Consider the following 22,531-nt stretch of genomic DNA (forward strand, 5'->3'; position numbering starts at 1 on the left):
TCAGAGGGCAAGGCGCGCATCTTGCCATCGCTCATCGGAAGTCCCTGCTTCTGGCGACCAGCCCCTCGAACAGCGGGCTGTGGTCGATCAGCTTCATGGCCACGAGGTGCATCACCTCGCCCTCGCGCTGCCACTGGCCGTAGACGGTGAGCAGCCGCGTGCCGAGCAGCTCGCGGCGATGCGCCTCGAAGACTCGCGGCCAGACGATCACGTTGACGGCGCCGGTCTCGTCTTCCAGCGTGACGAAGGTGGTGCCCTTGGCCGTCTCGGGGCGCTGGCGGTGCGTGACCAGGCCGCTGGCGCGCGCCAGGCGGCCGTGCGGATAGGTCTTGAGCACCGCGGCGGTCTGCACCTTGAAGCGCGACAGCTCCTCGCGCAGCAGCGCGATCGGGTGGCGCTGCAGCGTGAGGCCGAGCGCGCGATAGTCGGCCAGCGTGTCTTCCACCTCCGAGGGCGCTTCGAGCTCGGCCGCCACCTCGTGCACCCGCGTGTCGCGCAGCATCGGCGTGGCGCGCGTGTCCACCCCGGCCACCGCCCAGGCCGCCTGGTGGCGATGCCCGGCCAGCCCGCGCAGCGCATCGGCCTGCGCCAGCGACTGCAGGGCCTGCGCGTCGAGCGCGGCGCGGCGCGCGAGATCCTCGACGCTGGCGAAGGGGCCGGCGGCGCGAGCGTCGACGATGCGTTGCGCCGCGTCGAGCGAGAGGCCGCCGACGCGGTCGAGGCCCAACCGCACCGGAAGCAAGGCCTCGCCCACCGGCCCGGAGAGCCCTTCGAGCACCGAGGGCACCTCGCTCACGACCACATCGACCGCCCTCACCTCGACGCCATGCTCGCGCGCATCGCGCACCAGCTGCGCTGGCGCATAGAAACCGAGCGGCTGGCTGTTCAGCAGCGCGCAGAGAAACGCGTCGGGGTGGTGCTTCTTGACCCAGCAGCTCACATAGACGAGCAGCGCGAAACCCGCCGCGTGGCTCTCCGGAAAGCCGTACTCGCCGAAGCCCTCGATCTGCTTGAAGATGCGCTCGGCGTAGTCGCGCTCGTAGCCCTTCTCGACCATGCGGCCGACCAGCCGCTCGTGGAAGGGCCCGAGCCCGCCCTTGCGCTTCCAGGCGGCCATGGCGCGGCGCAGCGCATCGGCCTCGCCGGGCGTGAAGTCGGCGGCGATGATGGCGATCTGCATCACCTGTTCCTGAAAGATCGGCACGCCCTTGGTCCGCTGCAGCGCGGGCCGCAGCGCCTTCGGGTAGTCGATCTGATCGTCGTCGAGCAGGCGGTTCTTCAGGTAGGGGTGCACCATGCCGCCCTGGATGGGCCCGGGCCGCACGATCGCCACCTCCACCACCAGGTCGTAATAACACCGCGGCTGCAGGCGCGGCAGCATGCTCATCTGCGCGCGGCTCTCGATCTGGAACACGCCCACGGTGTCGGCGGCGCAGATCATGTCGTAGGTGGCGGTGTCGTCGCGCGGCACCTGCTGGGTGTCGAAACGCGTGCCGAGCTTGCGCCCGATGAGCTCGAAGGAGCGCCGCAGCGCGCTCAACATGCCCAGCGCCAGGATGTCGACCTTGATGAGCCCGAGCACGTCGAGGTCGTCCTTGTCCCACTGCACGACGCTGCGTCCCGGCATGGCGGCGTTCTCCACCGGCACGAGCTGCTCGATCTGGTCGCGCGCGATGACGAAGCCGCCGGGGTGCTGCGACAGGTGGCGCGGGAAGCCGATGAGCTGGTGCGTGAGCTCGACCCACTGCCGCACCACCGGCGACTCGGGGTCGAAACCGTTCTCGCGCAGGCGCTCGGCGCTGATGCTGCGGCCGTCGAACCACTGCTGGCCTTTCGCCACCGCGTCGATGCGCTGCACGTCGATGCCCAGCGCGCGGCCGACATCGCGCACCGCGCTGCGCGGCCGGTAGCTGATGACCACCGCGGTGAGCGCGGCGCGGTGGCGGCCGTACTTGCCGTAGATGTACTGGATGACCTCCTCGCGGCGCTGGTGCTCGAAGTCGACGTCGATGTCTGGCGGCTCGTTGCGCTCGGCGCTGATGAAACGCTCGAACAGCAGCGTGGCCTCGCGCGGGCTGACCTCGGTGACCTGCAGGCAGTAGCACACCACCGAGTTGGCCGCGCTGCCGCGGCCCTGGCAGAGGATGCCCTGCGCGCGCGCCCACAGCACGATGTCGGCGACTGTCAGGAAGTAGGGTTCGTAGCCGAGCTGGCCGATCAGCGCGAGCTCGTGCTCGATGCGTTGCAGCGCATCGGCGCGCGCTTCGGCCGCGCCCGGGTCATCGGGCGCGAAGCGCTTGTCCAGCCCTTCCATCACCCGCGTGCGCAGCCACGAGGCCGGCGTGTGGCCGGCGGGCACGATCTCGCGCGGGTACTCGTAGCGCAGCTCGGCCAGCGAGAAACTGCAGCGGCCGGCAAAGGCCAGCGTGTTCTCGAGCCACGCCGGCTCGTACAGCGCCGCCAGCCGCGCGCGCGAACGCAGGTGCTGCTCGGCGTTGGAGGCCAGCGCCAGGCCGCAGGCCGACACCGGCTGCTTCAGCCGCGTGGCGGTGAGCGTGTCCTGCAGCGCCTTGCGCGAGCGCACATGCATCAGCACGTCGCCCGCCGCGACGATGGGCAGGCCGGTGAGCTGCGCCACGCGCTTGACGAGTGTGCGCAGCGCGTCGTCGCCGGCGCGGTGCAGCAACTCGATGGCGATGCCGGCGCGCTCGACGCCGAACCAGGTCTTCAGCCACATCGCGTGAGCGAACACCGTCTCGAAACCTTGCGAGACCTCGGGCACCAGCAGCGCCAGGCAGTCGGGCAGGCCGGCGAGGAAAGGGGCGTTGGGCACGCGGCCTTCGACATCCGACGGGTGCGCGAGGTACTCGCCCTTGGGCGCGCGGCGGCGCGCCACGGTGATCCAGTGCGACAGGTTGCCGTAGCCGCGGCGCGTCTGCGCGAGCAGCACGAGACGCGCGTGCGGCGTGGGCACGGCACCGGTGCCGGCAGCCGGCACGGTCAGCCGCATCTGCGCGCCGACGATCAGGTGCAGGCCGCACTCGCGCGCCTCCACGTGCGCGCGCACCACGCCGGCGAGCGAGCATTCGTCGGTGATGGCCAGCGCCGCGTAGCCGAGCTGCTGCGCACGCCGCACCAGCTCGCCGGGCTGCGAGGCGCCGCTCAGGAAGCTGAAGCAGCTGGCGCAGTGCAGCTCGGCGTAACCCGGAAGGGCGCGGCGCATGGCGATGGTTCCTCGGCAGACAGGTGCCACGCCGGCGGGTCGGGCTCGCGGGCGTAGCGGCCGGCGCCGGCCGGCCAGGGCGGCGGTGCCCCGGCCGCGGCAGACGGTGCGGCGGGCACGTGCAGCTGGTCGAGCGGGCTGCGCACCGCGCCGCCGCCGAGCTTGAGCACGTGGGTGTAGATCATGGTGGTGCTGACGTCGGCGTGGCCGAGCAGCTCCTGCACGGTGCGGATGTCGTAGCCCGACTGCAGCAGGTGCGTCGCGAAGGAATGGCGCAGCGTGTGCGGCGAGGCGGGCTTGTGGATGCCGGCCTCGTTCAGCGCGCGCTTGAAGGCGCGCTGCAGGGCCTGGTCGAACATGTGGTGGCGGCGCTTTGGGGGCGGGGGCGCGTCCTGCGCCTCGCGGCCCAGCGGGCGCTCGCGCGGATCGACCGACAGCGTGGCCTGCGGGAAGACCCAGAACCAGGCCCAGGACTCGGCCGCGCGCGGGTACTTGCGCGAGAGCGCGTGCGGCAGGTTCACGCCGGCGACACCGGCGGCGCGGTCGGCCGCCCACAGCGCGTGCGCCTGAGCCAGCTGCGCGCGCAGCGGCGCCTCGAGTGCAGCCGGCAGCATGACGATGCGGTCCTTGCCGCCCTTGCCTTCGCGCACGACGATGGCGCGGCGGTCGAAGTCGATGTCCTTCACGCGCAGGCGCAGGCCCTCCATCAGGCGCAGGCCGGTGCCGTAAAGCAGCTGCGCGAACAGCTGCAGCACCGGCCAGGGCGCGAGCGCCGCGAGCACGCGCGCCACCTCGTCGTGCGACAGCACCACCGGCAAGCGCGCCTGGCGCTGCGGGCGGCCGATCTCGTCCATCCAGGGCACACGCTGGTTGAGCACCTTCTGGTAGAGGAACAGCAGCGCAGACAGCGCCTGCTTGTGCGTGGCCGGCGCGACCTGGCGCTCGGAGGCCAGCCAGGTGAGGAAGGCCTCGACCTCGGCCCCCGACATCTCGGCCGGATGGCGCAGCCCATGGAAGCGGATGAAGGCACGCACCCAGTGCACGTAGGCCTGCTCGGTGCGCAGGCTGTAGTGCATGTAGCGCGCCTGCATGCGCAGGAGGTCGAGCAGACGGGGGCTGGCTGGTGGAGGCTGCAGGTGGTTCATGGCGACATCCTTCCTCGGGTTGCAATGGATACTGTACATATGTACAGTACTATCAAACCGAATGCGCCGCAATCCTGGGCTGGATGCCGATCTCCACCCTTCGTGCCGCGTCGCACAGCCCAGCCCCGCCAGGGCGTACCCGATGCCTGCGTCCAGCCAGAAGCGCCCAGCACAGGAACGCGACTCGTCGATCGGACGGCTGCGCATCGCCAAGCGGTATGCGCCGACCCAGAACGGGGCCAAACGATTCCTGCGCCGCTACGGAGAGCAGTTGGTATGCGTCCGCCATCGCCTGAGCGATGATGGGAAAGTCCGCCACACGACCATCGAACTACTGGTCGAAAGCACGCCCGTCGTCTCGAGAATGCGTAGCATCATTGCCCTACGCATTCCGCAGGCCGACAAGGGAAGCCGGCAGTTGCTGATGGCCTGCGACGCAAAGTGGAAGCCGAAAGAGCGCCTCTGGCTGGTCCCTCAGCTCGTCGCCAAGAATCTGAAGCTGCTCAGATATCGCGTCCCGATGCCTGGGTGAACCCGCATCGCGGCCTGTGGCAGTATCCGACGGCATGCAGCAGCAAATTGCCATAAGCCGCAACTGCAGAATGATCCCTAAATCACGTTAGGCGTCACCAGATGCACAAGAGCGCGCGCCGACTGGCCCTTCTCGTAGCAACGCTTCTCGCTGCCTGTAGCGAGATGGGGAATGACACAGGCCAAATCAGCCAGCGCATCGGCGACCTGGCGAAGAAGCCTGAAACCAAGGAGGTGCGGCTGGCTGAGCTCACTTCCTTTGGTTGGGACCGCTTCTTCATCTTCAAGCCGGGCACGAAGCGCGAAGAGATCTGTGATTTCATCGGTGCCAAGCGTCCCAGCTGTGGCCGGGTCATCCGGTACGAATCGGTGCCCCAGACTCATGTCGCACTCGTGTTCGGGTTGGGCAATCAGCTAACTCACACCGAACTTCATGCTCTGGCTAACGGGCGGTTCAATCTGCCGCCTTCCGAGCGCGGCTACCCCAAAGAATCCGCCATCTTCAAGGTGCGCCGCGCTTTGTCCGGTACGGAGCAAGAGGTCTGGCTCGAGCCGCAGTGACGCCTAACCCTTCGCTGGAGCCGACTCGCACCGGCATGGCACTTGGCCCGCTTCCCGGAGTGGTTCATCATCCGTCCAGCGGGCCAAGCACCACACCGGCGCTCGCGCCTCAGCTCAAACGTTAGGCAACGCAAGTCCCACCATGCCACCAGCAAGTAGTCTCACGTCAGCCGATGCACGTTTCCAAGAAGCCGCCACCGTGCTGGGGTACTCGTTCGACGGTGAACTCAAGGTCGGCGGCAACTACGTCCCGCTGGTACGCGATGGCGCAACGCTATACATCAGTGGTCAAGTGCCCCGTGTCGGAAGCACCGTCGTGGTCACGGGGCGGGTAGGTGCCGAGGTCACCCTCGCTCAGGCGCAAGTTGCGGCCAAGGTTTGCGCCATGCGCGCACTGGCATTGCTGCAACGCGAGCTCGGGTCGCTCGAAAACGTGCGCCAGGTCTTGCGGGTCACGGTGTACACACAGTCCGCCGCCGAGTTCACGCAGCAAAGCGAGGTAGCAGATGGAGCGTCCGAGCTATTGCATTCTGTGTTGGGTGAAGCTGGCAAACACACTCGTACGTCCGTTGGCGTCTACCAATTGCCCAAGAACGCGAGTGTCGAGCTTGATCTCATTGCTTCCTCCAAGGCGTAGAGCATCGCGCGTTGCCTAACCCTTCGCTGGAGCGGACCGCCACCGGCCTGGCACTTGGGCCGCGAGTCGCTCAGGCTTAGCATCCGCCTCGCGGCCCAAGCGCCATTCCGGCGTCGGCCCGCTCAGCTCAAACGTTAGGCCTCATCAGAGAGACAGGGAGAACCATGGCCCGCACAAGTGATCGAGATCTCTTTCTCAAGCGATTGGCGAAGCTTTCCGGAGCAGACGGTGGCTTTGTGACCAACGAAGCGCTCCGTGCCGAACTCAAGTGGGAGAAGCCGAAGTACCGAGCAATTCACAGTTCACTGCGACAGGAAGAGCTCATAGTCGTCAAGCGAGGTCGCGGTGGCCTGGTCGCACTTGCGGGCAACAAGAAGACAGAGCGAATGAAGATCTTCGTCTCCTACAGTCACGTGGACAAGGATCTCAAAGACCGCCTTGTCAAACACCTTCGCCCTCTCGAGCACGAGAATCTCGTTGAGGTTTGGGTTGATCATCAGATCAAGGCCGGAGACGACTGGGACAAGGAGATCGCGAAGAAGCTCGGGGAAGCCGACATAGTTCTCACCCTCGTAAGCATCGACTTCATCAATTCGAAGTACTGCTACGACATCGAGCTCGAGAAGGCTCTCGAACGCGAAGCAGACGGTGAGTCCCAGGTGATACCGGTGATCTTGAGAAGTTGCCTCTGGACGAAGTCACCATTGGGGCGTTTGAAGGCACTTCCAACCGACGGAAAGGCCGTAACGACGTGGAGCGACATCGACGAAGCCCTCACAGTCGTCGCGTCCGGCGTGCGCGACGCGGCCATTGCGCTGCTAGAACATGGCTAAATGAGGCCTAACCCTTCGCTCGAGCCGACTCGCACCGGCATGGCACTTGGCCCGCCTACTGGACTGGTACATCATCCATCCGGCGGGCCAAGCGCCACACCGGCGCTCGCGCCTCAGCTCAAACGTTAGGCCTCACACCACTCACCTATGGGCTCCTACGGCCTCCAATCAGTTCCAACCGGTGCCTGCGTTCAGTTCATTGACGAAGTACCGAACGCAGAAGACCTTCAAGTACTTGTCGAATCACTCGTCGAGAAGCGGATCAAGGTCGTCTACATCGACTGCGAGGTTTTCCTTCAAGCACCTTGGCGGATTCCCGACGAAGTTGGCCGCCAAGCAGGTACCGAGTTCCCACCGTACAGCGAGGAACGAGAGGTGAACTGGGTGAGATTCTGGGACGACCTGGTGTCACTAGGGCACAGAGCCGAGGTCGGCCTCGTGATCGTCTTAGACAATGCGCGACCGCTGTGGGAGCAGAACAGGAAGTTCATCACCACGTTCGTCGAGAACTTCCTCCACGGCCTCCGCCCATGGGTCAAGCGAGATGTTCCGTACCACCTCTGCATCCAGCTTGAGCCGTCAGAACTGGTCGCAAAGCTGCTCAAGCCGCTCGCCGCCAGCAGTGAGGCCTAACCCTTCGCTCGAGCGGACCTCCACCGGCCTGGCACTTGGCCCGCGAAGCGCTCGCTGTCATCATCCGCTTCGCGGGCCAAGCGCCATCCCGGCGTCGGCCCGCTCAGCTCAAACGTTAGACCTCGCAGAAGTCACGCCCTGCCCATAAGTCATGTTCGATCATGTCGTCTTCGGCGTCAGCGACTACGCCACTGCCAAGGCATTCTTTGTCAAAGCGCTCGAGCCACTTGGTGTGGCTATCGTCTCAGAGGGCCCGCTTGGTATCGAGCTGTGCCGCCCGAATGAAACTTCTTCGCTGTGCATTCGCCTGCAGCCGGAGCCTCAGCCAGCGCACCTTCACCTGGCCTTCCAGGCGCTCAATCGAGAGCAGGTGGAGGCGTTCTATAGCGCAGCCCTCGCAGCCGGCGGCAAGGACAACGGTGCTCCGGGCGTCCGTCCGCAGTACCACCCGAATTACTTCGCCGCGTTCGTCATCGGCCCGGATGGGCACAACATCGAGGCGGTTTGCCATAGGCCAGCAGCTTAGCCAAGCTCAGCACTCCTACCCGCAGGCCATGCGTCGCGAGCGAGGCCTAACCCTTCGCTGGAGCGGACCGCCACCGGCCTGGCACTTGGCCCGCTTCCCGGAGTGGTACATCATCCGTCCAGCGGGCCAAGCGCCATCCCGGCGTCGGCCCGCTCAGCTCAAACGTTAGGCCTCAGAGTCGAGGAAGTCGAGCTGCCTCCATCACCGCGCCAATGCGATCGAAGCCAATACGGACGCACAGTCCGATGTACCGCACCCGCACGAACTGGCGCTTCCTGAGTCGACCGGAGCTTCGGTTGCTCATGTCAGGTCTCGCTGATTGGGAGTCCCGTTCCACAGGCCAAGCGTTAGCTCGCATTCGCAGAAAGCGCTTGGAGGCAGTAGCGTTCTTCCGCAAGCATCATGGTCCGCTATTGGACGATCGCCTATGGGTGTCACTGCGTGGCCCCGTGGAGCAACGACCGGAACAATGGCTCTCGCGTAGGCACGACCCACGGCTTGAAAGACTTCGCGGTGTGCTCTGGCACGAAACGTGAACCACCAATGCTCTGGATGGCAATCCGTCAGCAGGCGGCGCTCGTCATCCCAGCCAATCCTCAAGCGCTGAGGCCTAACCCTTCGCTCGAGTGGACCGCCACCGGCCTGGCACTTGGCCCGCGAAGCGCTCGCTGTCATGATCCGCTTCGCGGGCCAAGCGCCATCCCGGCGTCGGCCCCTCAGCTCAAACGTTAGGCCGCACAGCATGCGTCTACTCCTTTGTGCCCTGGCAATCACCTCGCTGCAGGTTTCGGCGCAGCCAGTGGAGCCTTGCAGCTTCGTGGTTGGTCACGGCTCGCTCCGAGGCGAGTCTGCCGCTTCTAGTTCTCCGCCGCAGCCAGAATGGTTCATCGTCTCAGGCAGAGCCGAAGTTCAAATCAAAGCCACTACGTTGCACGCAAAGTTCTTCGACTCTCGGGCGCCGACAGAGGTGTCACACGAGTTCTCCGCCAAGCTTTCTCGTGCGCCCAGCACAGCAGCGCGAAGCCAGGCTCGTGTCGCGGCGCAACTGCGCACGCTTGGCACCGACAGTGGGGACGACTCCCTTTCTGGATCGTTTGCCATCGAGCCCAGTCAATCTGGTCGTCAGCGCTACTTGCTCCGCTCCTTGGTCGTACACAACGCCTTCTCGTATGTCGGCATCTCCTGCTACGCAAAGAGTGCGGCCTAACCCTTCGCTGGAGCGGACCGCCACCGGCCTGGCACTTGGGCCGCGAGGCTCTCAGGCTTAGCATTCGCCTCGCGGCCCAAGCGCCATCCCGGCGCCGGCCCACTCAGCTCGAACGTTAGGCCTCAGAGCCAAGCACCGAGGCACCCTGTCTCACCGAATGCCACCCATGTTGAGTTCGCTATCTGTTGGTACGACCGGAGTCTTGTAAGTGCGCGTGGTAGCAAACCCTGTTAGTGCCACCGTCACTGGCGTCTACTGCGGAGTCGTCCTGCTCGTGCTAGCTCCGTACATCGATGGCCCATCAAGCAGTTCGTTGTGGCTCGTCTTCGGTGCGCTTGCCGTTGGAGTCCCCGCGTTCTTCTTCGTTCTCGGCATCAAGCGCCACGAAATGGTGGGACTGTGGCTACTAGAGCGCAGCCTTCTCACTCGCGTTGCTGCGTTCTTGCTTGCGGCTGCGGCAAGCGCTGCACTGGGAACCATGTTCCAGTCGTTGCTGCGCTCGAGTTGAGCATAGCCACACAGGCACATGGCATTCCTCGCCACGCGCTGAGGCCTAACCCTTCGCTCGAGGCGGACCTCCACCGGCATGGCACTTGGGCCGCGAGCCGCTCATGGTCTATGCTGCGCCTCGCGGCCCAAGCACCACGCCGGTTCCGGCCCGCTCAGCTCAAACGTTAGGCCGCACAACGCGATGACACGACGACCCCCTCCCCCAAGTCGATCACCAGCCGGTACCACCGTCTTCGAGAGGCTCTTGGGCACGATCTTGGGTGGGTTATCTGGCGCTTTGCTGTATGCCGCAGTTCAGATGTTCGCACTCTCGCCAGTTCACGCACATGATCGTTGGAGCGTTGCAGGCCCCGGAAAGGGGTATGTCCTGACCGGAGCCATACTGGGATTCCTTCTAGGTCTTTCATTTGCCAAGTGGCTGTGGTCTGTTGCAGTCGATCAAGTGGAGGTCACGGCCGGTGATTGGGGCTTCTGGCTAATTCTCGTAGCAATCGTCGTAGTTGTTGTCATACTTCTTTTTAGATACTTCGGTGTTTCATAGTCGCCTCGCTAGTGCGACATGCAGCGCTTCTGCCACGTTTGTGGTGCGGCCTAACCCTTCGCTGGAGCGGACCTCCACCGGCCTGGCACTTGGCCCGCGAGGCGCTCAGGCTTAGCATGCGCCTCGCGGGCCAAGCGCCATCCCGGCGTCTGCCCGCTCAACTCAAACGTTAGGCCGCACAGAACCCATGACGCTGCCCTTCGAGTATCAGAACGCCTCACTCGAATTCGAACGGTTCATGCTGGACGCCAGAGAACGCGCTGGCCTCGGTACGACCAACATGACATGGAACATGGTGGTCGGCGTCCTACACACCTTTCGTCGCCGGCTCTCTATCGAGGAGGCTCTGCGCTTTGCGGCTGTGCTGCCTCCCGTCCTGCGCGCCCTGTTCATCGAAAACTGGGAGCCCGATCAGCCTGTCGCCAGGTTTGGCACCAACGACGAACTGCTCGCTGAGGTTCGTTCTCTTCGGCCAGAGCACAACTTCTCGCCTCCAAACGCCATTCAAGCCGTAGCTGGTGCCCTGCGCAAGCATGTTGATGTGGCTGCACTTGAGCGCGTTCTTTCAACCCTGCCAGCAGGAGCACAGCGCTTTTGGTCGGTCGAGGCCGAGTAAGTCAAGCGCGGCAGTGCGGCCTAACCCTTCGCTGGAGCGGACCTCCACCGGCCTGGCACTTGGGCCGCGAGGCGCTCAGGCTTAGCATTCGCCTCGCGGCCCAAGCGCCATCCCGGCGTCGGCCCGCTCAGCTCAAACGTTAGGCCTCCGAGGGCAGCAATCGAGGCCTCTCGATCATCCAGCGCGGAGGTGTCATGTTCGACCACGTAGGTTTCGGAGTCTCCAACTTGGCGGAAAGCAAGGCGATCTTCCTCAAGGCGCTTGAACCACTGAAGGTCACGCTCGTGATGGAAGGCCCTTACGGGGTTGGCATCGGGCAGAACAACAAGCCTTCGCTCTGGCTTCACCAAACGCAAGGCGTCACTGCCCCGCTTCACATTGCCTTCTCTGCCACCAGTCGAGCGGAAGTTGACGCCTTCTACAAGGCTGCGCTCGCTGCGGGCGGCAAAGACAACGGAGCGCCTGGCCTGCGCCCTCACTACCACCCGAACTACTACGGAGCCTTTGTCATCGGCCCGGACGGCCACAACGTCGAAGCTGTGTGCCACAAGCCGGAGGCCTAACCCTTCGCTGGAGCGGACCTCCACCGGCCTGGCGCTTGGCCCGCTTCCCGGAGTGGTACATCATCCGTCCAGCGGGCCATGCGCCATCCCGGCGTCGGCCCGCTCAGCTCAAACGTTAGGCCGCAGAAACCAACGCTCGCGCCCCTCGCATGCTCATTCCTACTCTGGAGACCGATCGCTTGAGGCTTGTCCCGCCAACGAGCGCCTGCGAAGCAGCATACGAAGCCTTCTACACCGACGCATCGGCATCGCAACACTACGGTGGCCCGTTGTCTGCCGGGCAAGCTTGGGCGCGTCTGGCCACCGATCTGGGAAGCTGGCATCTCCAAGGGTTTGGCGTCTGGGCCGTTGAGCTCAAGGAAGATCAAGCCATCGTAGGCACTTGTGGCTTTTGGCAGGGCAAGGGCTGGCCGAGAGAGCTCACATGGTGGTTACTTCCGGCTGCGCGCGGCAAAGGCGTAGCCGTTGAAGCCTCCTGCGCGGCAATCCGCCATGCGTATCAGGTGTTCGGCTGGCAAGAGGTTCAAACGTACATGAACGACAGCAACACCGTCGCTCGGGGCTTGGCCGCTCGGCTTGGCGGTCAAGTCATCGGCCGGCGGCTGTTTCCCGATGGGCTGGAACGCGATGTCTTCCGCCTCCCGCCACCCACTGCGGCCTAACCCTTCGCTCGAGGCGGACCTCCACCGGCATGGCACTTGGGCCGCGAGGCTCTCCAGGTTTATCCTCCGCCTCGCGGCCCAAGTGCCATTCCGGCGTCGGCCCGCTCAGCTCAAACGTTAGGCGTCATGAAGGTCCCGACTGCGCCGGCATCACCGCTCACTTCCTGGCTACCTCCGCGAGGCTGGCCACGATATCTATTCATGCTGTGGTTCGCGCTTTGCCTCGTGGTCTTGGCCTTCACTTTTTGGGTGTACGCCCCAGGTCCGCGCTCTGACGCAATGGTCCTGTTCGCCTGGGCAATGGTTGCACTTGGCTTTCCAGCCAGCCTTGCTGTTTCACTAGCAATCGCTTCCATGCTCTCTTTGGCAGATGCAGTTCCGCTGCTTCAGTCGGCATCCGTTCCAAACTGGTTGGGGTTACCGCTCCTTTGGTGCGCCTTCTGTGCCGCAGGTTACCTGCAGTGGTTCGTGCTCGTGCCAAGAGTCTGGCGCCGTCTCCGCGCATAGAGTCCCAAGCGTAGCCAACGGCCAAGCAGAGCAATCCGCGATGACGCCTAACCCTTCGCTCGAGGCGGACCTCCACCGGCCTGGCACTTGGCCCGCGAAGCGCTCGCTGTCTATCATTCGCTTCGCGGGCCAAGCGCCATCCCGGTTCCGGCCCGCTCAGCTCAAACGTTAGGGCTCACAGTCGATGCACGCGTGGAGCACGATACAACTGACAAACGTTGATTCGTCAACGCTTGGCCTTGCCGACTTGGCAGTTCGCCATCAGCCCACGTACAGCCGCTTCAAGGCGTACCGGTCCGAGGTATTGGAGGCGTGCATATTCTTGGAGAGCAGGCTTGAGGTACTCCTCTGCCAGCTGTTCATTGGCGACGACCCTGCGCGCATTCAGCTGTTCCGGTCCCTAGTGCTCGAGCCAGAGTCAGGCTCGTTCTTCGCCAAGTGGCGCATGTTGCGTGGCGCATTCGAGATCGCCGGGGTTCCCCGCCACGTCCTCACTGAGTCCAAGCGCAAGGAGCTACTCACAGGGCTCAAGGAACTAAACGATTGCCGCAACAGGTTTGCCCACGGGGTGCTGTACATCGACGTACGCGACGGGCGTCCGCTCTTGGAGTACTACGAGTCAGGCAAGAAGAGCCAGTACCTGAGTGACGAATACGTTCAGTCGGTTCTGCTGGCCGCGGAATCTACGCATGCACTGCTTGAAGCTGTAGTCCAGGCAGCCAGTGAGCCCTAACCCTTCGCTCGAGGCGGACCTCCACCGGCATGGCACTTGGGCCGCGAGCCGCTCATGGTCTATGCTGCATCTCGCGGCCCAAGCACCACGCCGGTTCCGGCCCGCTCAGCTCAAACGTTAGGCATCGCAATTCTGTCCGGCGCCCTTTCAACATGAAGCCTTCCGTCCTGCTTGGCGTCACTGTGGGCTGGCTAGCGCAGCTCGGACTAAACACCATTCTTCCAATTGCAGTCCTCACCGTCAGTCGCATCTTCGCGCTGGGAACAGAAGGCAATGCTCTGTGGCCCGAGAGCCCGAGCGAAAGCAGTCATCCTGTCTGGTATGCAATACAAGCATCAGTTTTCATTGGGTCGGTCGCTGCAGGTTGGCTCGCTGGCGCGCTATCTCCAAGGAGGTCCATAGCGCCGCCCCTGGTACTTGTGCCTCTGAGCCTTCTGAGTACCGCCTTCGAGCAAATTCCCCGCCCTCTCTCGCCCTTAGTCCTCGTTGTTTGGGCCGGAGGTCCGTGCTTGGCCCTAGTGCTCGGCTGGCTCATCGCCCGCTTCGCGCGACGCAGCGATGCCTAACCCTTCGCTGGAGCGGACCGCCACCGGCCTGGCACTTGGCCCGCTTCCCGGAGTGGTACATCATCCGTCCAGCGGGCCAAGCGCCATCCCGGCGTCGGCCCGCTCAGCTCAAACGTTAGGCCTCACAGAACACACGATGGTGGTCGTTCGCGGCCAGAGGAGATCAAGTGACGTCTCGCAGAGTTGCCTTGTTCGCTGGTGCGGGTGCCGTAGGTGCCGCCTTGGGCGCAGCGGGATGCGCCTCCAAAGGAACATCTGCGTCGCGTACTGACTTGTTGGCCCAGGTGCGCCTCGCAGAAGAGAACTTCGCGGCCACCATGGCGCGCAGAGATGCGGCGGCATTCGCTGAGTTCATCTCGCAAGACGCTGTCTTCATCAATGGAGGCAATCCACTCCGTGGCAGGGCGGCGATCGTCGAGTACTGGTCAAAGTTCTTCGCTCCTGCAACAGCACCATTTGCCTGGCGGCCCGAGCTTGTTGAAGTCGCCTCCTCCGGTACGCTGGGCTACACCGAAGGCCCCGTCCTGTCGCCCACGGGTGCCGTCTTCGCCAAGTTCTTCACCACTTGGCAGTTGGGCCCAGGCGGCAAATGGCTCGTCGTCTTCGACAACGGGTACAGCGTCTGCAAAGCCTAGGCCGAAGCAGTGAGGCCTAACCCTTCGCTGGAGCCGACTCGCACCGGCATGGCACTTGGCCCGCGAGCCCGTCGTTCTTATCATCGGCCTCGCGGGCCAAGCACCATCCCGGCGCTCGCGCCTCAGCTCAAACGTTAGGCCTCACAGTTGGAACGGCGAGATCGTTCGTCGCCCTTTCTAGCAGCAACACATCTACCGGAGGACTTGCGTGCTACACGGAACATGTCATTGCGGTTCTGTCTCATGGGAGTTCAAAGGAATGCCCGAGTCAGCCACAGCCTGCAACTGCACGGTCTGTCGGCGCTATGGCGCCTTGTGGGCCTACGACTACGAGAACGAAGGCATCTCGTTCTCTGGCTCTACCAAGATCTATGTGCGAGGCAAAGCAATCGAGTTTCACTTCTGCCCGAGTTGCGGCTGCGTGGCGCTGTGGCGCGCGCAAGGATCAGATGAACAGGGTCGCCGTCGAATCGCAGTCAATCTTCGGCTCACGGAGCCCGAGCCGATTGCCAGTCTGCCCATCGATCACTTCGAAGGGTTGAACACATTCGACGACCTCCCACGCGACGGTCGGTGCATCAAAGACATGTGGTTCTAGAGCCAGCAGTGAGGCCTAACCCTTCGCTGGAGCGGACCTCCACCGGCCTGGCACTTGGCCCGCGAAGCGCTCGCTGTCATCATCCGCTTCGCGGGCCAAGCACCATCCCGGTTCCGGCCCGCTCAGCTCAAACGTTAGGCCGCAAGACCATGCGAATCGTCCCCCTGGTGCTTTGTGCACTGACCGCTTTCATCGCTACAGTTTCCGCAGTGCGCGCCGCACCGATGAACAAATGCATCATCAACGGCAGCGTCACGTACCAGCAATCGCCGTGTCCTTCGACTCAAGCTCGAAGGGACCCCACGCTCGAGGAGCTGAACGCCGCTGAAAGGAAGCGACGTGCCGTAGCTGCGTCCGCCGCGACCGCAGCACCCAGGGACGCTGCTCCTGCGCCCGCAATGACTTCCCGCGGCTTCAGTTGCGACGGAAGAAAATACTGCTCTCAGATGCGGTCATGTGCCGAAGCCAAGTACTTCCTTGCCAACTGCCCCGGTGTGAAGATGGACGGCGACAACGATGGCATCCCCTGCGAGGAGCAGTGGTGCGGGCCCTAGCGCCAGACCGGCAGTGCGCTCAGGAGTTGCGGCCTAACCCTTCGCCGGAGCCGACTCGCACCGGCATGGCACTTGGCCCGCCTCCTGGAGGGGTACATCATCCATCCGGCGGGCCAAGCGCCATCCCGGCGCTCGCGCCTCAGCTCAAACGTTAGGCCGCATATGCAAGTCCGAGCGATTCAGCCGCACGAACTCGAGTACGCGCGGAAACTGCTCGTCGGCGCGGGCTGGGATCGCCAGGTCGCCACTCCGGAAGAGTTCGCGTTGCTGGTCACGCAGTCACAGCTTTCGCTGGTAGCGGTCCGCGAGGGAGAAGTAGTTGGCTTTCTGCGCGCACTCACCGATGGCCTCACCAACGGCTATATCTCTATGGTCGTCGTTCATCCTGCGTATCAGCGTCAAGGCGTGGGCAGAGCACTCGTACTCGCGGCCATGGGAAACAATGAGCGAATGACATGGGTACTGCGAGCGGGTCGCTCGGACGGTCTAGCTACTTTCTACGAGAAGTTGGGCTTCTCCCGCTCGACGGTGGCCATGGAGCGTCCAGGCAAGGTCAAGCCGTCAGCGAGTAGCTGAGTCGGCAAGATCCAATGGCTCCTCGCGGCGAGCAAAGCATGCGGCCTAACCCTTCTCTGGAGCGGACCTCCACCGACCTGGCACTTGGCCCGCGAAGCGCTCAGGCTTAGCATGCGCCTCGCGGGCCAAGCGCCATCCCGGCGTCGGCCCGCTCAGCTCAAACGTTAGGCCGCACTACACCCAGGGAGCACACATGGCAGCGCGCTCAGTCAATCGCAGAGATCTCCTCACACTGGCCCTGGCCGGCGTCGGCGTCATGTGGTTCGTCGCCACCAACAAGAAGCCCTCTGTGCACTACACCGTGCCGGAGGTCGACCTGGCGAGCGCAAAGGCGCTCATTGATGCTGGCGCGAAGGTCATCGACGTTCGTACCGAGAAGCAGTTCAAGGCGCGGCATCTCCCGAACGCAGCACTGATTTCACTTGAGGTCCTTCGCGTCGGCATTCCAGCGTCGCTGTTGGCCGCCAAGGAAAGCCGCATCGTCGTTTACTGCGGCGACGGTACTTCTACCGGTCCAGAGGCAACCCATATCCTTGTCCAGGCCGGCTTCACCAACGTGGCGAACATGAAGTCCGGCATCGAAGGCTGGTCATCGGCCGGGCTCCCGACGGTGCAAGGCTAGCCACGGCTTGGGCAGGCTGCACAGTGCGGCCTAACCCTTCGCTGGAGCGGACCGCCACCGGCCTGGCACTTGGCCCGCTTCCCGGAGTGGTACATCATCCGTCCAGCGGGCCAAGCGCCATCCCGGCGTCGGCCCGCTCAGCTCAAACGTTAGGGCTCATACGCATGCCACGGAACATCACCGCCGCCGTGCTCTGCTTCGCTACCCTTGCCTTAGCGGCCTGTGCGTCAAGGCCTCCCCCTCCAAAGATTCCGCATGGTGTCCCGTTCTCCGGAGTCGAGGCACCACCACCTGGGAGTGCGAGGCTGTACGTTTTCCGCCCAGACTTCGCGGAATCATTGAACGGCGAGCGTCCGACATTGCTTGTAGACGGCATAGCTCAGTCCCTTCTCGGCAGAGAGCAGTACGACTCGTTCTCCCTCAAGCCGGGCCGCCATGTCATAGCGTTGTCACCGGGGCCAAAGGAGGCGAACACATGGAGTTCCGAGACCAGCGTAGAGCTAGAGGCCGGTGCGATCTACTTCCTAGCAGCATGGAACCTCACGTCATACGAAACCAGAACCTCGCTTGAGCCGCTATGGGTGGGCCGATACGTGACATTCGTCTCTCAATCGTACGGAAGCATTGTCGACGCTGGAGTGCGATTCGAACTGGTCCCGACCGAGCAAGCGCTTCCAATACTGCGCAGCATGCACCGCTCAATTCCATCCGCCGTACCGGTGAAGAATGAGCCCTAACCCTTCGCTGGAGCCGACTCGCACCGGCATGGCACTTGGCCCGCCTACTGGAGTGGTTCATCATCCATCCGGCGGGCCAAGCGCCATCCCGGCGCTCGCGCCTCAGCTCAAACGTTAGGCCGCAGAAACCAACGCTCGCGCCCCTCGCATGCTCATTCCTACTCTGGAGACCGATCGCTTGAGGCTTGTCCCGCCAACGAGCGCCTGCGAAGCAGCATACGAAGCCTTCTACACCGACGCATCGGCATCGCAACACTACGGTGGCCCGTTGTCTGCCGGGCAAGCTTGGGCGCGTCTGGCCACCGATCTGGGAAGCTGGCATCTCCAAGGGTTTGGCGTCTGGGCCGTTGAGCTCAAGGAAGATCAAGCCATCGTAGGCACTTGTGGCTTTTGGCAGGGCAAGGGCTGGCCGAGAGAGCTCACATGGTGGTTACTTCCGGCTGCGCGCAGCAAAGGCGTAGCCGTTGAAGCCTCCTGCGCGGCAATCCGCCATGCGTATCAGGTGTTCGGCTGGCAAGAGGTTCAAACGTACATGAACGACAGCAACACCGTCGCTCGGGGCTTGGCCGCTCGGCTTGGCGGTCAAGTCATCGGCCGGCGGCTGTTTCCCGATGGGCTGGAACGCGATGTCTTCCGCCTCCCGCCACCCACTGCGGCCTAACCCTTCGCTCGAGGCGGACCTCCACCGGCATGGCACTTGGCCCGCGCGGCGCCCGCTGTCTATCATTCGCCTCGCGGGCCAAGCGCCACGCCGGTTCCGGCCCGCTCAGCTCAAACGTTAGGCCGCACAAACCCATGTTCGAGCAACTTCGAAGAGCCTTTGGCGACCCCTCACCAGAGAGCCTCATTGCTGCAGCGAAAGCCACTTTGCGCAGTCCGAACGCGCCCCTGCAGGAGCGAGCGGCTGCAATTGAACGCCTCTCGGTCGAGCTCGATGCCGAGTCAAAAGGGTTGGTGCTCTCTCACGCGGCAGATCCGCTTCGCCATGAGTGGCTGCAGCAAACTGCGGGAGAGGCGGTTGCTCAGATGCTTCAGTCTGGCACGCTGCGAGTGGAGGACGTCAAGTCACTGTCGCCCGTCGCGGCTGCAACTGTCGTCTCCATCCTTGGCGAGGTCGGGAGTCAAGAAACCCAAGCCCTGCTTGTACGCATCGAGGCAATTTCGCAGGCGTAACACTACTCGCCACACCTCGCCAAGGGCTCCACCGCCTGGCGCAGAGAGTGCGGCCTAACCCTTCGCTCGAGCGGACCTCCACCGGCCTGGCACTTGGCCCGCGAGGCGCCCAGGCTTAGCATCCGCCTCGCGGGCCAAGCGCCATTCCGGTGTCGGCCCGCTCAGCTCAAACGTTAGGCAGCGCAGGCATCCACCGCGCCCATTTATAGCCATGATTTCTACGGCCCGAGTCCTCTCGGACAAAGCCCTCCAACTTTCCGCTGGCAGGCCGTGCGTTGAATGGGCCATCGGCATGCTTGAACTCGGTCACTCAGGCGAGTACCTGCAGATGCTCGCATCACTTTCAGGCACGCTGAATCACTTCGAAGTCGCTGACTTTCGAGACCGAGCGCTTGAGGAACTCGGAGTGAGACCGGCAGAGGAGACGGAGGCTGTCGCTTCCTACGCAGCTGAAGTGCTTCAAGACTTCTTGCTGGGCAAGACTGCCATGCGAGAGGCGCTGTCAACAGTCAAGGATCTCTGCATTGCAGCGGACATGCTGCAGGAACTGTATGACTTCTACCTTCTGTTCTTTGCGCTGGATGATCTGCTCGAAATTGGTACGCAGCATTATTGGGATGGCGCAGACCTTTCCAATATCGAGGGAATTGTTAGGTCCCGCATCGGCGGGTTCTTGGCCAGGCGCAGCGCTGCCTAACCCTTCGCTGGAGCGGACCGCCACCGGCCTGGCACTTGGGCCGCGAGGCGCTCAGGCTTAGCATTCGCCTCGCGGCCCAAGCACCATTCCGGCGTCGGCCCGCTCAGCTCAAACGTTAGCCGTCTCAAATGCAGCAGCCAGCCTTCTCCCACGAGCAAGCGTTGCCATCGCTCAAGGTCAACAAAGACCTCCTGGAAGCGCTGGAGAAGTACCTCGTCAAGCGCTTCTCCGATGCGTTGCAGACATCAGAAGAAGAGATACGCAAGCGGTACTCCCTGCAGATTGAGGATAGCTTGGGCACCGAGAAGCTCGCGTCAGTCGAGCAGATGAGCGCCACAAAGTTTGCCGACAGCACATCTCAGGTCGAGGTCGAACTGGACTCCCCCTACAGGGAAGACGGTCAGCGCATGCGCGTTCGCGTGAGATTCTCGAAGGGGCGCCTGTTCTCCACGCTCGCCGTATCCGCTGCAGCGCCCAACGCGAGAGAGCTGGTTCTTGGGGTACGCGATGGGCTCTTGCGCGTGCTTGAACCGCATAAGACATGGAACTCGCTGGCTCATCCATCCTCTGCTGGCTGGGGTATCGGCATAGGCCTTGGCGGCTGGATGATGTACGGACTATTCGCCGCCGATGCAAAGTCTACGTACTTCCCTTTCCTCCTTGCAGCCTTCACTTTGCTTTGGCTGTACCTCTTCGCCTTCGGCCCGCTCCGCCCGTATTCGACCTTTGAGTCTCGTGCCTCAGAACGCAACGAGAAGATTTGGAGCTGGCTCATTGCTGGCTTAGGCACCTTTCTCTTGTTCGGAACGCTGCTCACGCTCTATCGTCGCTCGGTACTCGGCTTCTAGTCGGAGACGGCTAACCCTTCGCTGGAGCGGACCTCCACCGGCCTGGCACTTGGCCCGCTTCCCGGAGTGGTACATCATCCGTCCAGCGGGCCAAGCACCATTCCGGCGTCGGCCCGCTCAGCTCAAACGTTAGGCAGCACCACGGAACGCTGAAGGTGCTCGCCACCGTCGCTGGGCGGCAGTCGCCGCCAAAGACCCAATGCACTCGCTGGCCACGTCTGCGCAGCTTCGCCGAAGACTGAGTGGCAATGCTCAAGCGCCACGGTCGGCGCAACTGCCAAGTCTGCTCAGTTGGCAGCGCTTCGCGGCCACGAGCCTCTGTCTCTCGATGCACTGGCTTCAGTCAGTCCGTGGTGCCGCCGCCACTCGGAAGGCTCTGCCCTCGTTCACCGCCGGCGATGGCGGCGGACTGAGCGGCGCTTGCTCCAGTTCCCCGCGCTGGCGCAACAGCGGCCAGAAGTGAAAGGCAATGCCTGTGTGCCTCGCTCTCTCGCATCGGCTGGGTTCGCCTCGAGCAGTGCTGCCTAACCGGTCGCTCGAGTGGACTCGCACCGGCAAGGCACTTGGCCCGCGAGCCGCTCACTGTCATCATTCGCCTCGCGGGCCAAGCGCCATCCCGGCGCTCGCCCCTCAGCTCAAACGTTAGGCATCAGAACCCATGATCTACGAACCCTACATGTCCGCAATACAAGTCCTGTACAAGGCCTGGTTCCGTGGCGAGAAGCGTGTCCGGCTGACGATCGCTGGAAGCATCATCTTGGTGGGACTCGCCGTACTGATCGTCGCCGTTGTTCAGCCGGCGGGTTTGGAGAAGAAGCTTTCCGAGACCATCGCCGGCGCTCTTGCTGCGACGGCGGCCATACTGACGTTTGGAGTCATCGCATATCAGAACTTACTCGAGGAGGAGGCGCGAAAGACAAAGATCGAGAAGGTCGAAGAGAGCGTTCGGGAGAATCCGGAGAAGCCCCAACTTGCCTGGGATCTCGCACGTACGAAGCTGGAGAGCTATCTCGATCGCAACCTCGGGCAAGTTCGCTCGATCTACTGGCTGACTCTCTTCGTTATGGTCGTCGGTTTTGCATTCATCCTGTACGGTCTTTGGCACGCATTTCAGACACCTGATCGCCTGCCGGTGGCAATTGTCGCCTCCGCGTCTGGCGTCATCATCTCGTTTATCGGCGGCTCGCTTCTTCTGATCTATCGATCGATCCTGACGCAGTCCAAAGACTATGTACAGGTGCTTGAGCGCATCAACGCTGTCGGCATGGCAGTACAAGTCATTTCAAACATCCCCGATTCGAGCGCCGCGCTTCGAGACCAAACCACAGCGGAGTTGGCCAAACAGTTGCTCGGCCTCTATGCGGCTCCACCGAAACTTCCACCCGCCGGAGCTGATGCCTAACCCTTCGCTGGAGCCGACTCGCACCGGCATGGCACTTGGCCCGCGAAGCCGTGGTTCTTATCATCGGCCTCGCGGGCCAAGCGCCATCCCGGCGCTCGCGCCTCAGCTCAAACGTTAGGCCTCGCACACGCCAGGCATCATGCAATCGGTCGCAAGAACGCAGCTTCATCCGCATCTGCAACTCGCGCTCCAGTGGAGTTGCAACCCGATCTGCATAGAGATTGACTTCTACGGCACGCCCACGGCGTGCATTCGTAGTTCTAACAGCCTGTCACTCTTACGGTTGGAAGAGCATGAAGCCCGTGCAGTGTTTGAGTCGCTAACTCGCTTGCTCGGCCTGGACCCATCGGGTCGAAAACATGGCTTTGCGCAGCTGCGCATTGACGATGAGCCATTTCAGTTCAACATCTGCCCGCAGCTGGGCGGTGTCATCGGTACGCTCCATCGCCTGCGCGCTTCTCAAGAAGCTGCTTCAGTGAATTCCGATCTTCCAGGCCAGCAAGAACTGCCTTCTGAGCCTGCCGAAGCCTCAACTTCTGAACACGCCTCTAGGGTGCCTCTACTCCTCCCAGTACAGCCGATACAAGCCTCTCTGCCCTTTCCGCAAGCGAAGCGGAGTTGGTTACGCGAATTGCTTGCTCAGCTCTTTAACAAGCGTTGAGGCCGTAGTTCACCGAGGCCTAACCCTTCGCTGG

22 protein-coding genes and 1 pseudogene are annotated in these 22,531 nt (G+C 63.3%); 21 read left to right on the forward strand and 2 right to left on the reverse strand.

Features of this window, described 5'->3' with window-relative positions:
• Nucleotides 1-31: 31 nt before the first annotated feature.
• Nucleotides 32-3,223, reverse strand: a complete 3,192-nt coding sequence (locus HZ992_RS14650; protein WP_209382574.1) for an error-prone DNA polymerase — start codon at nucleotides 3,221-3,223, stop codon at nucleotides 32-34.
• A 122-nt stretch (nucleotides 3,224-3,345) separates the two neighbouring features.
• A pseudogene (locus HZ992_RS14655) lies at nucleotides 3,346-4,368 on the reverse strand (integron integrase); the annotation flags it as partial.
• Nucleotides 4,369-4,510: 142 nt separating this feature from the next.
• Between HZ992_RS14655 and HZ992_RS14660 the strand changes: the two are divergent.
• The 21 genes from HZ992_RS14660 (at nucleotide 4,511) to HZ992_RS14760 (ending at nucleotide 22,497) form a co-directional block, all read left to right on the forward strand.
• The gene (locus HZ992_RS14660; RefSeq protein ID WP_209382576.1) at nucleotides 4,511-4,900 is read left to right on the forward strand and encodes a hypothetical protein; all 390 of its coding nucleotides are present in this window, start codon (nucleotides 4,511-4,513) and stop codon (nucleotides 4,898-4,900) included.
• Between the two features lie 101 nt (nucleotides 4,901-5,001).
• The gene (locus HZ992_RS14665; protein ID WP_209382577.1) at nucleotides 5,002-5,460 is read left to right on the forward strand and encodes a hypothetical protein; all 459 of its coding nucleotides are present in this window, start codon (nucleotides 5,002-5,004) and stop codon (nucleotides 5,458-5,460) included.
• 142 nt (nucleotides 5,461-5,602) lie between these two features.
• Complete coding sequence (locus HZ992_RS14670; protein ID WP_209382578.1) at nucleotides 5,603-6,097, forward strand: RidA family protein; 495 nt, start codon at nucleotides 5,603-5,605, stop codon at nucleotides 6,095-6,097.
• A gap of 164 nt (nucleotides 6,098-6,261) precedes the next feature.
• Nucleotides 6,262-6,930, forward strand: a complete 669-nt coding sequence (locus tag HZ992_RS14675) for a toll/interleukin-1 receptor domain-containing protein (protein WP_209382579.1) — start codon at nucleotides 6,262-6,264, stop codon at nucleotides 6,928-6,930.
• Nucleotides 6,931-7,077: 147 nt separating this feature from the next.
• The gene (locus HZ992_RS14680; protein ID WP_209382580.1) at nucleotides 7,078-7,563 is read left to right on the forward strand and encodes a hypothetical protein; all 486 of its coding nucleotides are present in this window, start codon (nucleotides 7,078-7,080) and stop codon (nucleotides 7,561-7,563) included.
• A 151-nt stretch (nucleotides 7,564-7,714) separates the two neighbouring features.
• Nucleotides 7,715-8,089, forward strand: a complete 375-nt coding sequence (locus HZ992_RS14685; protein WP_209382581.1) for a VOC family protein — start codon at nucleotides 7,715-7,717, stop codon at nucleotides 8,087-8,089.
• A gap of 2,445 nt (nucleotides 8,090-10,534) precedes the next feature.
• Nucleotides 10,535-10,963 (forward strand): DUF2267 domain-containing protein, encoded by a 429-nt coding sequence (locus HZ992_RS14690; RefSeq protein WP_209382582.1) that lies wholly within the window; start codon nucleotides 10,535-10,537, stop codon nucleotides 10,961-10,963.
• Between the two features lie 194 nt (nucleotides 10,964-11,157).
• Entirely contained in the window at nucleotides 11,158-11,526 is a 369-nt protein-coding gene (locus tag HZ992_RS14695) for a VOC family protein (protein WP_209382583.1), read from the forward strand.
• A gap of 149 nt (nucleotides 11,527-11,675) precedes the next feature.
• Nucleotides 11,676-12,188, forward strand: coding sequence for a GNAT family N-acetyltransferase (locus HZ992_RS14700; RefSeq protein ID WP_209382584.1), 513 nt, complete (start codon nucleotides 11,676-11,678; stop codon nucleotides 12,186-12,188).
• Between the two features lie 691 nt (nucleotides 12,189-12,879).
• Nucleotides 12,880-13,428: a hypothetical protein gene (locus HZ992_RS14705; RefSeq protein WP_209382585.1), complete on the forward strand. Its 549-nt coding sequence runs from the start codon at nucleotides 12,880-12,882 to the stop codon at nucleotides 13,426-13,428.
• Between the two features lie 850 nt (nucleotides 13,429-14,278).
• Entirely contained in the window at nucleotides 14,279-14,629 is a 351-nt protein-coding gene (locus HZ992_RS14710) for a YybH family protein (RefSeq protein ID WP_245213501.1), read from the forward strand.
• Nucleotides 14,630-14,888: 259 nt separating this feature from the next.
• On the forward strand, nucleotides 14,889-15,227 hold the full coding sequence (locus tag HZ992_RS14715) for a GFA family protein (RefSeq protein ID WP_245213041.1): 339 nt from the start codon (nucleotides 14,889-14,891) through the stop codon (nucleotides 15,225-15,227).
• 398 nt (nucleotides 15,228-15,625) lie between these two features.
• The gene (locus tag HZ992_RS25785) at nucleotides 15,626-15,781 is read left to right on the forward strand and encodes an excalibur calcium-binding domain-containing protein (RefSeq protein ID WP_371816831.1); all 156 of its coding nucleotides are present in this window, start codon (nucleotides 15,626-15,628) and stop codon (nucleotides 15,779-15,781) included.
• 162 nt (nucleotides 15,782-15,943) lie between these two features.
• On the forward strand, nucleotides 15,944-16,357 hold the full coding sequence (locus HZ992_RS14725; RefSeq protein WP_209382589.1) for a GNAT family N-acetyltransferase: 414 nt from the start codon (nucleotides 15,944-15,946) through the stop codon (nucleotides 16,355-16,357).
• Between the two features lie 193 nt (nucleotides 16,358-16,550).
• Complete coding sequence (locus HZ992_RS14730) at nucleotides 16,551-16,979, forward strand: rhodanese-like domain-containing protein (RefSeq protein WP_209382590.1); 429 nt, start codon at nucleotides 16,551-16,553, stop codon at nucleotides 16,977-16,979.
• An 885-nt stretch (nucleotides 16,980-17,864) separates the two neighbouring features.
• Nucleotides 17,865-18,377: a GNAT family N-acetyltransferase gene (locus tag HZ992_RS14735; protein ID WP_209382591.1), complete on the forward strand. Its 513-nt coding sequence runs from the start codon at nucleotides 17,865-17,867 to the stop codon at nucleotides 18,375-18,377.
• A gap of 134 nt (nucleotides 18,378-18,511) precedes the next feature.
• The gene (locus tag HZ992_RS14740) at nucleotides 18,512-18,889 is read left to right on the forward strand and encodes a hypothetical protein (protein ID WP_209382592.1); all 378 of its coding nucleotides are present in this window, start codon (nucleotides 18,512-18,514) and stop codon (nucleotides 18,887-18,889) included.
• Between the two features lie 292 nt (nucleotides 18,890-19,181).
• Nucleotides 19,182-19,586, forward strand: coding sequence for a hypothetical protein (locus HZ992_RS14745; protein WP_209382593.1), 405 nt, complete (start codon nucleotides 19,182-19,184; stop codon nucleotides 19,584-19,586).
• A gap of 128 nt (nucleotides 19,587-19,714) precedes the next feature.
• A complete protein-coding gene (locus HZ992_RS14750) occupies nucleotides 19,715-20,434 on the forward strand; it encodes a hypothetical protein (protein WP_209382594.1) in 720 nt (239 codons plus the stop codon).
• Between the two features lie 658 nt (nucleotides 20,435-21,092).
• The gene (locus HZ992_RS14755) at nucleotides 21,093-21,836 is read left to right on the forward strand and encodes a TRADD-N-associated membrane domain-containing protein (RefSeq protein WP_209382595.1); all 744 of its coding nucleotides are present in this window, start codon (nucleotides 21,093-21,095) and stop codon (nucleotides 21,834-21,836) included.
• A 139-nt stretch (nucleotides 21,837-21,975) separates the two neighbouring features.
• Nucleotides 21,976-22,497, forward strand: coding sequence for a hypothetical protein (locus HZ992_RS14760; protein ID WP_209382596.1), 522 nt, complete (start codon nucleotides 21,976-21,978; stop codon nucleotides 22,495-22,497).
• Nucleotides 22,498-22,531: the final 34 nt, after the last annotated feature.

This window comes from Rhizobacter sp. AJA081-3 (assembly GCF_017795745.1).
Classification (GTDB): Bacteria; Pseudomonadota; Gammaproteobacteria; order Burkholderiales; family Burkholderiaceae_C; genus Piscinibacter.

Excerpts from the sequence above, each read along its gene's own strand:
- HZ992_RS14650 (WP_209382574.1), bottom strand. The coding sequence starts at position 3,223 with ATGCGCCGCGCCCTTCCGGGTTACGCCGAGCTGCACTGCGCCAGCTGC.
- HZ992_RS14660 (WP_209382576.1), top strand. The coding sequence starts at position 4,511 with ATGCCTGCGTCCAGCCAGAAGCGCCCAGCACAGGAACGCGACTCGTCG.
- HZ992_RS14665 (WP_209382577.1), top strand. The coding sequence starts at position 5,002 with ATGCACAAGAGCGCGCGCCGACTGGCCCTTCTCGTAGCAACGCTTCTC.
- HZ992_RS14670 (WP_209382578.1), top strand. The coding sequence starts at position 5,603 with ATGCCACCAGCAAGTAGTCTCACGTCAGCCGATGCACGTTTCCAAGAA.
- HZ992_RS14675 (WP_209382579.1), top strand. The coding sequence starts at position 6,262 with ATGGCCCGCACAAGTGATCGAGATCTCTTTCTCAAGCGATTGGCGAAG.
- HZ992_RS14680 (WP_209382580.1), top strand. The coding sequence starts at position 7,078 with ATGGGCTCCTACGGCCTCCAATCAGTTCCAACCGGTGCCTGCGTTCAG.
- HZ992_RS14685 (WP_209382581.1), top strand. The coding sequence starts at position 7,715 with ATGTTCGATCATGTCGTCTTCGGCGTCAGCGACTACGCCACTGCCAAG.
- HZ992_RS14690 (WP_209382582.1), top strand. The coding sequence starts at position 10,535 with ATGACGCTGCCCTTCGAGTATCAGAACGCCTCACTCGAATTCGAACGG.
- HZ992_RS14695 (WP_209382583.1), top strand. The coding sequence starts at position 11,158 with ATGTTCGACCACGTAGGTTTCGGAGTCTCCAACTTGGCGGAAAGCAAG.
- HZ992_RS14700 (WP_209382584.1), top strand. The coding sequence starts at position 11,676 with ATGCTCATTCCTACTCTGGAGACCGATCGCTTGAGGCTTGTCCCGCCA.
- HZ992_RS14705 (WP_209382585.1), top strand. The coding sequence starts at position 12,880 with ATGCACGCGTGGAGCACGATACAACTGACAAACGTTGATTCGTCAACG.
- HZ992_RS14715 (WP_245213041.1), top strand. The coding sequence starts at position 14,889 with ATGCCCGAGTCAGCCACAGCCTGCAACTGCACGGTCTGTCGGCGCTAT.
- HZ992_RS25785 (WP_371816831.1), top strand. The coding sequence starts at position 15,626 with ATGACTTCCCGCGGCTTCAGTTGCGACGGAAGAAAATACTGCTCTCAG.
- HZ992_RS14725 (WP_209382589.1), top strand. The coding sequence starts at position 15,944 with ATGCAAGTCCGAGCGATTCAGCCGCACGAACTCGAGTACGCGCGGAAA.
- HZ992_RS14730 (WP_209382590.1), top strand. The coding sequence starts at position 16,551 with ATGGCAGCGCGCTCAGTCAATCGCAGAGATCTCCTCACACTGGCCCTG.
- HZ992_RS14735 (WP_209382591.1), top strand. The coding sequence starts at position 17,865 with ATGCTCATTCCTACTCTGGAGACCGATCGCTTGAGGCTTGTCCCGCCA.
- HZ992_RS14740 (WP_209382592.1), top strand. The coding sequence starts at position 18,512 with ATGTTCGAGCAACTTCGAAGAGCCTTTGGCGACCCCTCACCAGAGAGC.
- HZ992_RS14745 (WP_209382593.1), top strand. The coding sequence starts at position 19,182 with ATGCTTGAACTCGGTCACTCAGGCGAGTACCTGCAGATGCTCGCATCA.
- HZ992_RS14750 (WP_209382594.1), top strand. The coding sequence starts at position 19,715 with ATGCAGCAGCCAGCCTTCTCCCACGAGCAAGCGTTGCCATCGCTCAAG.
- HZ992_RS14755 (WP_209382595.1), top strand. The coding sequence starts at position 21,093 with ATGATCTACGAACCCTACATGTCCGCAATACAAGTCCTGTACAAGGCC.
- HZ992_RS14760 (WP_209382596.1), top strand. The coding sequence starts at position 21,976 with ATGCAATCGGTCGCAAGAACGCAGCTTCATCCGCATCTGCAACTCGCG.